9 protein-coding genes and 1 rRNA gene are annotated in these 10,001 nt (G+C 43.8%); 8 read left to right on the top strand and 2 right to left on the bottom strand.

Annotated features, from left to right (window positions below):
- Positions 1–93: 93 nt before the first annotated feature.
- The 6 genes from Q8P68_01350 to Q8P68_01375 all read left to right on the top strand — a co-directional run bounded on the left by Q8P68_01350 (position 94) and on the right by Q8P68_01375 (position 6,772).
- Positions 94–597 carry a hypothetical protein gene (locus Q8P68_01350; GenBank protein MDP4007815.1) on the top strand — a complete coding sequence of 168 codons (504 nt, stop codon included), beginning with the start codon at positions 94–96 and terminating at the stop codon, positions 595–597.
- 263 nt (positions 598–860) lie between these two features.
- A 16S ribosomal RNA gene (locus tag Q8P68_01355) occupies positions 861–2,309 on the top strand.
- Between the two features lie 247 nt (positions 2,310–2,556).
- Positions 2,557–2,991 (top strand): LAGLIDADG family homing endonuclease, encoded by a 435-nt coding sequence (locus tag Q8P68_01360; GenBank protein MDP4007816.1) that lies wholly within the window; start codon positions 2,557–2,559, stop codon positions 2,989–2,991.
- A gap of 691 nt (positions 2,992–3,682) precedes the next feature.
- Positions 3,683–4,330: a hypothetical protein gene (locus Q8P68_01365; GenBank protein MDP4007817.1), complete on the top strand. Its 648-nt coding sequence runs from the start codon at positions 3,683–3,685 to the stop codon at positions 4,328–4,330.
- 270 nt (positions 4,331–4,600) lie between these two features.
- The gene (locus tag Q8P68_01370; protein ID MDP4007818.1) at positions 4,601–6,010 is read left to right on the top strand and encodes a RelA/SpoT domain-containing protein; all 1,410 of its coding nucleotides are present in this window, start codon (positions 4,601–4,603) and stop codon (positions 6,008–6,010) included.
- 165 nt (positions 6,011–6,175) lie between these two features.
- Positions 6,176–6,772 (top strand): HAD hydrolase-like protein, encoded by a 597-nt coding sequence (locus Q8P68_01375; protein MDP4007819.1) that lies wholly within the window; start codon positions 6,176–6,178, stop codon positions 6,770–6,772.
- Here Q8P68_01375 and Q8P68_01380 read toward each other — a convergent pair whose 3' ends face one another.
- Entirely contained in the window at positions 6,773–7,234 is a 462-nt protein-coding gene (locus Q8P68_01380; GenBank protein ID MDP4007820.1) for a hypothetical protein, read from the bottom strand.
- A gap of 185 nt (positions 7,235–7,419) precedes the next feature.
- Positions 7,420–7,797, bottom strand: coding sequence for a hypothetical protein (locus Q8P68_01385; GenBank protein MDP4007821.1), 378 nt, complete (start codon positions 7,795–7,797; stop codon positions 7,420–7,422).
- 971 nt (positions 7,798–8,768) lie between these two features.
- On the opposite strand from Q8P68_01385, the gene Q8P68_01390 reads away from it, so the two are divergent.
- The gene (locus Q8P68_01390; GenBank protein ID MDP4007822.1) at positions 8,769–9,191 is read left to right on the top strand and encodes an FMN-binding protein; all 423 of its coding nucleotides are present in this window, start codon (positions 8,769–8,771) and stop codon (positions 9,189–9,191) included.
- A gap of 3 nt (positions 9,192–9,194) precedes the next feature.
- The coding region (locus Q8P68_01395; GenBank protein ID MDP4007823.1) for an FAD:protein FMN transferase at positions 9,195–10,001 on the top strand (807 nt) is incomplete at its 3' end.

Raw genomic sequence — 10,001 nt, forward strand, 5'->3', positions numbered from 1 at the left:
GCTTGACTTAGGCGTTATATGGTTGTTCTTTGATCAAGAAAGCTTTACATATTGCGTGGATCTGTAATACTTCTTTCAAATAATCCAAAATTCATGAAGCCTAGAGGTTTAGCAATGGTGGGAGCAATGATATTAAGTTTGTCCGGTGTGCCGGAGGTTATGGCTGATGATGTAGGTGATGGGGCGGTCGCCACTTCTAAAGCTTCAAGTAGTGTAAGAGAGTTAATGGCAAGGCTATATGAAACAGATGCTAAGTGCGATGAGCAAGCAAGTAAAGAGTTACTCAAAGAGGTGTATCCATTGGTAGCAGGCCATCAGGCATTTATATTTGGTAGAAAAACAAGAGATAATTTAAAGGATAAATGCCCTGATAAAGCCAAAAATATTTCAGCATTACTTAAAAGTAATCAGCCTGAAATGTGGTATTTGTTATCGTTTGAAAAATTATATGTATCACAGCCTAGTCCTGAATTGATTTTTGGTGAAATAAAAAGAGTTATTGATTTAATAGAAGCGAAGCTTGAAGAGGCAAATGATAAGGGTTTAAGTTATAAGGAGCAGCGGCTCTATATGAAGCAATATAGTGATTCACTTTAGTTAAATGGATTTTTATTATAAATAAATAGTAAATTCGTTTGACTTTGGGTAATACATTGCTAAAATACCCCTGCTCTAAGGACGTGTTCTCAAGTTTTTTTATGGCCAACTAAAGTCTCTACTAGCGACTAAAACGGCTTGAGGGACGGTTCGGAGAGGCTAACGATCTTTTACATTCAGGAAATAGTAGAGAAATTACTCACATCTATTTTTTTTGAAGTTTTTTTTAAAACTTTGTGATTATTTATAATCAATGTTAATTTTATACGAAGAGTTTGATCCTGGCTCAGGATGAACGCTGGCGGTGTGTCTAATACATGCAAGTCGAGCGCGTCTTTAAGACGAGCGGCGAACGGCTGAGGAACACGTTGGTAACTGCCTCGCACTCAGGGATAGCCCACTGAAAAGTGGATTAATACCGGATGGTCCCGCAAGGGTAAAGATTTATCGGTGCGAGAGGTGCCTGCGTCCTATCAGGTAGTTGGTGAGGTAATGGCTCACCAAGCCTATGACGGGTAGCTGGTCTGAGAGGATGACCAGCCAGAATGGGACTGAGACACGGCCCATACTCCTACGGGAGGCAGCAGTAGGGAATATTCCGCAATGGACGAAAGTCTGACGGAGCGACACCGCGTGGTTGATGAAGCCCTTAGGGGTGTAAAGACCTTTTCTGGGGGAAGAATTCTGACGGTACCCCAGGAATAAGGACCGGCTAACTACGTGCCAGCAGCCGCGGTAATACGTAGGGTCCAAGCGTTATCCGGAATCATTGGGCGTAAAGCGTCCGCAGGCTGTGTATTAAGTTGGATGTTAAATCCTGGGGCTCAACTCCAGGCCTGTATCCAAAACTGGTATACTAGAGTCTTTCAGAGGTATGTGGAATTCTGTGTGTAGGGGTAAAATCCGTTGATATACAGAGGAACACCAAAAGCGAAGGCAGCATACTGGGAAAGTACTGACGCTCATGGACGAAAGCGTAGGTAGCGAAGAGGATTAGATACCCTCGTAGTCTACGCCGTAAACGATGGATACTCGGTGTTGGAGTGCTTGACGCTTCAGTGCCTAAGCTAACGCATTAAGTATCCCGCCTGGGGAGTACGGTCGCAAGATTAAAACTCAAAGGAATAGACGGGGGCCCACACAAGCGGTGGATCATGGGGTTTAATTCGATAATAAGCGAGGAACCTTACCTAGACTTGACATAATTGAGAATTCTTTGGAAACAGGGAAGTGCCTTTTGGAACTCTTTTACAGGTGCTGCATGGTTGTCGTCAGCTCGTGCCTTGAGGTGTTCGGTTAAGTCCGTAAACGAGCGCAACCCATGTCATTAGTTGTATATTTCTAATGAGACTGCCGGTCACAAACCGGAGGAAGGTATGGATGACGTCAAATCAGCATGGCCCTTATGTCTAGGGCGACACCCGTGATACAATGGCCGGTACAGAGGGTAGCAATATCGTAAGATGGAGCCAATCCTTAAAACCGGTCTCAGTTCGGATTGAAGGCTGCAACTCGCCTTCATGAAGCTGGAATCACTAGTAATCGTTGATCAGCCACGCAACGGTGAATGCGTTCTCGGATCTTGTACTCACAATAAAAGCGCCGGGCAGTTTATCAATCTAAGGAGTTCAAATCTCCTCCTCCGTTTCCCAAACGGAGCGTAGTTTAAAGGTAGTCGCGTATCGCGAGGTACGCGGTGAAGGACCTGGAAACGAATGGTAGTCCAACCAAGAAAGAATCGTATCGACTTCTGAACCTAGGCGGTGAGCAGAAGGAAGATATAATAGAGCGATTCGTTGGAATGTCAGGAACAGAATGATAGATAACCCCGGGAGATCTCACGCTGTTTCAATATTATGTTATAATATTGAATAATGAAACTTACGCAGCGTAAGAAGTCAGCTGAGCTATAGTAACTTCTGATAAGAGTATCAGAATGAAGGGCTCACTCAGATGCATATGGAAAAAATAACTTCAGATTACATCGTTGGTCTTGTGGATGGAGAGGGAAGCTTTACAGTCTATGTGAAGAATCCTGATTCAAAGAAGCAAGTCATACGACGAACAAAAGTAGAACCACGGTTTTTTCTGAAACTTATCGAGAAAGATAAAAAAATTCTCGATGAACTCAAGAAATTCTTTGGGTGCGGGAACGTGTATTTTCAGAAAGACACTCGTCCCAATCATCAAAATTGTTATCGTTATGAAGTAGCCAACAGGAAACATCTGGAAACCATTATTATTCCATTCTTCAAAAGTAATTCTTTGAGGTTATGTTCAAAGAAAAGTGACTTTGTAATTTTTTGCAGGATTTTTAAGATGATTATGAAAAATGATCATTTCAAAGATTCGGGATTGCGTAGGATATACGCGCTCAAGCAGACAATGCATTAGAGCTCGTCGTGTGCGGGAAATCCGCAGGCACGATGGGAACATCAATTCGTAGTTTTACGAAGATAATCGCCCGTCACACCAAGAGAGCCGGCAGTACCAGAAGGCCCCGGGTTAAATCGGGGACGACGGTAAGGTTGGTAATAAGGGTGAAGTCGTAACAAGGCATCCGTAGCGGAAGCTGTGGATGAATCACCTCCTTTCTAGGGAGATAAAGGTGTTAAAAAGAGTTGATGGTCAACATCAAATTCTTAAACCCATTGGGTCGTTCACTGTACAACTATTTGCTAACGTTTCGACGAAAGCAAAACTAGCAGTGAAACCAAAGCAGACATAGAGACTTACGCAAAGGACTAACCACAAAAGGTTTTGATTATTGTTTACCCAGTGAAATTGCTCTTTTAGAGCACCCGCTTGCGGGATTTCACGGGGTTAAATTACAAATTATCTGATGGAGCGCTCTTCAATGAGTGATTCCCCGCGAAGGGAATTTCATCAGGTAAGAATCATATACTCTACGCACAGTATTCCAAGATAAAGGAATTTCTTCGTTTACTGCTGTAAGACACGGAAACTCGTCGCAAGACGGGTTTTCTTGTTTTTCCAGAAGCCTTTATTGTTTCAAGAAACACCTTAAATAGGGTGTTTTTTGGTGTGTGTTATAATACAACCATAATGTAACTAACATAAAACTATGAAAAAGAATATTTTTCTCTCGGTTGTCGGACTGGCAGCCTTTGCTGTTTTGGTATTACCTGTTTCTGCACAAAAACCAGCAGATGTAGGTAAGCCAGCAGAAAAGCCATTGCAGGCACAAACCGCACAGGCAAACCCAAATGCCAATAAAGGCCAGGTGAATATTCCTACGAGTGATGCTGCCGAAACTACTCAACCAGCGACAGAAAAAAATGTCAAAGGTCAAGCAACGGCCGAATCACATCGCAGTGCGGTGGCGAGTTTTGTTCAGAGTCTCTTGGCCGTAGCTGACAGAGAAGGAGGCATCGGAGCACAAGTGAAAGTGGTAGCCCAGCAGCAAAAAGATTCCCAAGAAGCAGTGGCAGGGGAAATCAATGCAGTCGAAAATCGCAGTCCTTTGAAGACTTTTTTCCTGGGAACGGATTATAAGAACGTCGGAGCGCTTCGCAGTGAGATGGTAAAAACCAGAAATGATATCGCACAGCTTACACGGTTGGCAGCCAAAGCGGAAAACCCAGAGGATAAGACTGCGCTCGAAACTCAAATTCAGTCTCTAGAACAAGAAGCCAAAAAGATTGATACTTTTATCACCGATAATGAAAGCCAGTTCAGTCTCTTTGGATGGGCAGTAAAACTGTTCCAGTAAAGAGCGCAGGAGGTCGTTCATTGTATGATTATTTCGTGGAGCTTCGGTGAAGCGAAATCTTCCGCCTTGGGCGGAGAGATAAGCACCCAAATGGGGTGCTTTATGGCGTTACGTTGATGTGTGTTATATTGGATGTACTCCATTGCCATACTCATTAAAAATATAATCCCGGTAATTTGAATGATGATGAAGGATGATTTGAATAATTTTTTAGCGCTATTCAATATATCGGAGAAGGATTTTGAATCCACCAATTTAAAGTGGGAAGATTTGCAGTCTATAAAAAAAGATTATAAAGAAATCAGAAAAGAATTAAATCTTATCGCAAGGTATATAGAAGAAAAACTCCATACCTTGGACACAGTCCATTCCGTGAGATATAGAATAAAAGACCCCGATCATCTTTTAGCCAAGATAATAAGAAAGAAAATCAAAGATCCAAATCGCGAGATTACCATTCACAACTATAAATCTTCGATTACAGATTTAATTGGAATAAGAGCTATTCATCTCTTTAAAGAGGATTGGGTGTCTATTCATAAATTTATAGAGGATAATTGGGATTTGCACGAGCAACCGGTAGCGTATATTAGAGAAGGAGATGCGGGTCTCTGTGTTGAGGAATACGAAAAGTATAAATGCAATATCGAATTGCATCCCCATGGGTATAGATCGGTGCATTACCTCATCCAGTCAAGACCTGGCAGAAATCCTTATATTGCTGAAATACAAGTGAGAACTATTTTTGAAGAAGGCTGGAGCGAAATAGATCATACGATAAAATATCCCAATAACATCGTTGATCCTCTACTCAATAAATTCCTCGATACATTCAACGTACTGGCTGGGAATTCTGATCAAATGGGATCTTTCGTGAGACGCTTAAAAGATGATTTGCTCAAAGGAACAGAAAAGATTGAAGAGTATGAAAAATTAACTGAAAAGAATACTGAAATAATCAATGATTTGAGGAAAAGGATTGCTGGGACTATTGGTGAGCTCAATTCCAAAATTCGGAATGTCGCATTAAAAATAAATGCCGTAGCCTCAAGCGGAATTGCTACGGAAGCATTTAAAAATATTCTTAGCGCAGTCAGGGTGATGGCCTCCAAATTTGAGCTCATGATGGCCACTCGTCCTCAAGAAGCGGCAAGCTTTCTTGAATCAGCCGAACAGAAATTAGAACGAGTAGAAAAGTTGCTCGAGATGACTCTCGAAGAAAATAATAGTAGTAATAATACTGATGCTGCTGGTGGAGAAGCAGTGGCTGGATCGTATAAAAAGGATGTCGCTTCTTTCATGCATAATTTGAAAACCATAGCGGAGTTGGAGGGAGGTGTTGCGCAAAAAATGCTCATGGATGTGCAGGGGCAGGATGGTTTTCAAACAAAAATTGAAAACGCAGTCAATGAAATCAGGGGGAGAAGCGGATTTGTAAAATTTCTTATCGGGCCAAAATATAAAAGCATTCAATCTTTACAGGCTGAAATAGTTGCGAACCAGGAAAGAATGAAGATACTGACTGACGCAGCGAATCTCATAACCGATCCGGCTGTCCAGTTTGTATTACAGAAGCAAATTGATTTGTTCGCTCGACAGAACAGTCATTTGAAGGCGTTTGTCGCTAAAAGAGAGCGCGGCATAAATTTGTTTGGGTGGCTCGTCCAGCTATTTCATTAAAAGCCAAGAGTATCATCGTGCTGTAGGTCAAAGCGCCACCATTCCAATGGTGGTTTTTGAGAGGCGAAGATCTGCCAATTCTAGCCGAAACCACTAGTGGGTAACTCGCCTTGACTTCGCGTGCTACGAAGGAAAGGTATTGGTGTTTGTGATATACTTTGAATCATGAATAAAATCTTACTATTGGATGCGGATGGGGTGGCGGTCGCGCCACGAGAGAAATACTTTAGCACGCGATATGTAGAAGACTTCGGCGTTTCCTCAGACATCATCGTGCCGTTTTTCAAGAACGAGTTCAATGATTGTCTGACTGGGAAGAAAGAATTGCGGGAAGTTTTCAGCGAAGAGGATCTTCTGGAAAAGTGGGGATGGAAGGGATCTCTGGATGAGCTGCTCGAGTACTGGTGGGCGGGGGAGAATAAACGCAATGAGCCAGTTCTTGCAATCGTGAAAAATCTCCGAGCGGAGGGAATGAAATGTTACCTTGCAACTGATCAGGAAAAGAATCGGGCACAGTATTTGTTGCGTGATATGCGGCTGGCTGAAGATTTTGATGGAGCATTTTTTTCTTGTGACCTTGGTGCTCGAAAGCATGAGGCTCTCTATTGGGAGAAAGTCATGGCTACTCTGGGCAATCCGGATCCTGCGACTGTTTCTTTCTGGGATGATGAAGAAGAAAATATCGAAGTTGCTCAAAAAGCGGGCATTGATGCTCACTTGTTCACAACAGTTGAAGATCTGAAAAGAGGGTTGAAGATTTGATTACCGCTCGTGATCAATTTTGCCAGTTTTTGCTTCGATCATTCCCACGGCGCGGGTGAGATACTTGTAGCGCGCCTTGAGTTTTTCGTATTCTTCAGGTGAGATGTTTGTTTTCTCTTTCAAAAAATTCAAAGCTACTACAATAGGAATAAGGCCTTGCTTTGCGGCCTCTCTCGCTAGATGATTTGGAGCGTCTTTGACAGCGAGGTCTGTGATAGCATAGAGCTCTGCGATAGGGTGAGTTGCTTCAAAAGCAGTAAGCAATCCTTCAAGTTCGTTTATTTTTTGTTCACACTCCTCAGGACTTAGTTGGGCAACTTCCGGTTCGTCGGCATATTTTGCCAGCCATTCTGGTGCTTGCTCCGCGTGCGCCGGATTGAGTTCAGTCACACTTGTTCTCGGATGGCCTTTCGGTTCCTGTTCCGGTGACGGATTGGGTTTGGGAAATTCGTGTTCGTTCATATACATAAGTGTATCATATCGGGAAAAACCTGGCTCAGAGGGCTTTGCTTTCCAAGCCAACCGGTTTTTTGTTTGACTTAGAGAGAATTGAATAAATTGAAAACCGCGTAGCTTGTGGGCTAGGCGGTTTTGTTTGCTTCGGTATTACGAAGACTTTTGTTCTGGAGAGAGGCGGGGCGTGCTGTTTAGTAGAGTTGTCTCTTCTTGAGATCGATGTCGCGGACAGTTTTGGCGGCATCCCAGGAGAAATGGAAAGCTGGTCCAGTCCATCTGCTTATCTCTTTGTAACTTCCGTCTTTCAGGTAACTTGCTTTGGCTTGCCACCCGAGCATAAATTTCCATCCGTCGCTTTCCGTTTTAACCCACGGACTAACGACAGTGTACGTTTCCGTTGAGTTTGAGACTTCGATGGAGCACTCGAAGTTGTTTTTGATGCAGTACTCGTTAAAGTTGTATTCTTTTGCGGATGCTTGTTGCCCTTCGTTTCCCGACTGGGTGATGTTGTTGGTAATATACCATCCCATGGCGAGACCGAAGATCAAGAGGAGTCCTGACCAAGTCAAACTCGTTTTGTTCAGGATTGTCTCCTTGCAGGTTGTTAGTGAACGAAATTCAGAATACTTATTCTGACCTCCTATTATAGCACTATTTTGTGTTATTGTCAATCGCAGAAAAATGGCTTAACCTATTGACTTTTTCGCTCTTTCCTGCGATACTCTGATTTAGCCAGAATTGACAATTGATATCAGGATTTTTGAGAGATGATTCTATCTCTATGTATTCCTTCCAGCGCACTGTAAGGGGGAGCAGTCATTTCGTTGCGGCGACTCAGAACGCTGCCTAACACGATTGACACTTTGTCCTCGCAGAGAGCATTGGTGTTTTTGCCCAAGCTCTAAGGAATGTGGCTTCTTCGGCGCAAGCTTAATACGCCGTTCTCACAGGAGCCACTCAGTAGGCTGTGACCACAAGGCAATCGCGCGCGACCAGAATCGCCGCGCCAACGCCTTCACAAGCCGAGAAGTGCTGGGGGACGGCAGGGTGTAAGACCACCTTGCCGGACTACACGAGGAGGAAGACAATGAATATCTGTCTTCCTCCTCTCTCAAAAGTCCTGATAGGCCGGTTCTTTTAGAAGGTTAATAATTTGTATCAGGATTCTTGAGAGATGATTCTATCTCTGTAGTATTCTTTCCGATGTTCTAGGCGGACGCTTAGGTGCGGGTGCGGGGCTTGCCCTAGTGAATGCTGTAGTGAAGCATGCTGTGCTCGTTTGGGCTCTCCTCCCTGGCTTCAAACGGCAATATGCAGCGCAATATCGGAGAACGGCCGTGTTTATTTCCGGCCGGACTACATGAGGAGGAAGACAAAGAACATTTGTCTTCCTCCTCTCTCAAAAGTCCTGATATTTGCTCAAAAAACACCCGGAAGGGTGTTTTCTTGCGGGGATTTTTTGACAATGAGCTTTGAATTCTTTTGAAAAGTGGTATAATTTAGGTGTCGTTTTAATACAAACACAAATAAAATGTTTACAATGAAAAAGAGTACAGCCTTGATCGCGCTGGTGGTGTTAATCAGTGTTTTCGTTTACTATCGGTACGCGGTAAAAGTACTGCAGGTGAACAAAGGTGAGAATGAGGTACCGGTGACGGATATGCTTCCGGTCGGAGCGAAGAAAGTGAGCGCGACGGTCAAATATATGGCGACAGAGGACAAGGAAGACGAACTGCGTTTCGTTTTGACTATCGACAAACAAGGGAACATAACTGAAGTCGCTACCTTGGACGCGAAGACGAATGAAGTGCCTGAAAAGAAAAAGGCGTTCAACGAGCAAGCCACGGTTATGATTGTGGGGAAGAAGTTGAGCGAACTCTCGGCTATCGATAATGTCGCAAAATCGACGTTGACAACAAATGCTTTCAACAGCGTCATCGATCAACTGAAAGCACAATTGTAAATGATGGAAAAATTTTCTTTTACCGGATTGGGGACAAAATGGTCCGTCATCGTTGACGGCAAACCATTTCGAAATGAGGTAAAGGAAAGTATTCTTCAATATGTGGAGGACTTCGAAAACCGTTTCTCGCGTTTTTTGCCGGAGTCCGAGGTGAATGCTTTTCGAGAGTCGCCGGCTGGCGATTTTGTTCTTTCCAAAGAATTTTTTCTTCTGCTTACCGTCGCGGATAAGCTTCGAGTCTTGACTGATGGTGCGTATGATCCGGCAGTGGCGAGCGTTCTCGAAGAGGCGGGTTATGGTGCAAAGCAGGGTTTGAATTCTCTCAAGAAAAATGAGAGATTTTTTGTTCCAGCGTGGTCACTCAGAGGTGAAAAACTGACAATTGATGGTCCGGTTGCATTTGACCTCGGAGGTATCGGGAAAGGATATTGCATCGATCGGGTAGCTGAGATAGTTAAGCGTTTTGGATATAATTATTTTCTTGTGGATGGCGGCGGAGATATGGTAGCAACAACGAAGGCGGATGGGAGTGCGTGGCGGATTGCCGTTGAATATCCCGGGAAACCGGATATGGTCGCAAGTGTCGTGAATCTAGCTCATCAAGGTGTGGCAGTGTCTGATAGCTTTCGACGGCGCTTCGGGAAATGGCATCACTTGGTAGACGTACAAGAAAAAAAGCCGGTGGAGAAAATCATCGGGTGCGCCGCTGTAGCGAGAGACGCGTGGGCAGCTGATTGTATGACTTCCGGACTTTTCTTCGCGCCTCCCGAGAATTATCATACTTTGGCACAGGAATTCGAAGCCAGTTAT

The sequence above is a fragment of the Candidatus Peregrinibacteria bacterium genome, assembly GCA_030700255.1.
Lineage (GTDB): Bacteria > Patescibacteriota > Gracilibacteria > UBA1369 > JABINC01 > JABINC01.

What these genes read in the sequence shown, in the direction of transcription:
- Q8P68_01390 (MDP4007822.1), top strand. Translation starts at nt 8,769, where the DNA reads ATGAAAAAGAGTACAGCCTTGATCGCGCTGGTGGTGTTAATCAGTGTT.
- Q8P68_01380 (MDP4007820.1), bottom strand. Translation starts at nt 7,234, where the DNA reads ATGAACGAACACGAATTTCCCAAACCCAATCCGTCACCGGAACAGGAA.
- Q8P68_01350 (MDP4007815.1), top strand. Translation starts at nt 94, where the DNA reads ATGAAGCCTAGAGGTTTAGCAATGGTGGGAGCAATGATATTAAGTTTG.
- Q8P68_01365 (MDP4007817.1), top strand. Translation starts at nt 3,683, where the DNA reads ATGAAAAAGAATATTTTTCTCTCGGTTGTCGGACTGGCAGCCTTTGCT.
- Q8P68_01360 (MDP4007816.1), top strand. Translation starts at nt 2,557, where the DNA reads ATGGAAAAAATAACTTCAGATTACATCGTTGGTCTTGTGGATGGAGAG.
- Q8P68_01375 (MDP4007819.1), top strand. Translation starts at nt 6,176, where the DNA reads ATGAATAAAATCTTACTATTGGATGCGGATGGGGTGGCGGTCGCGCCA.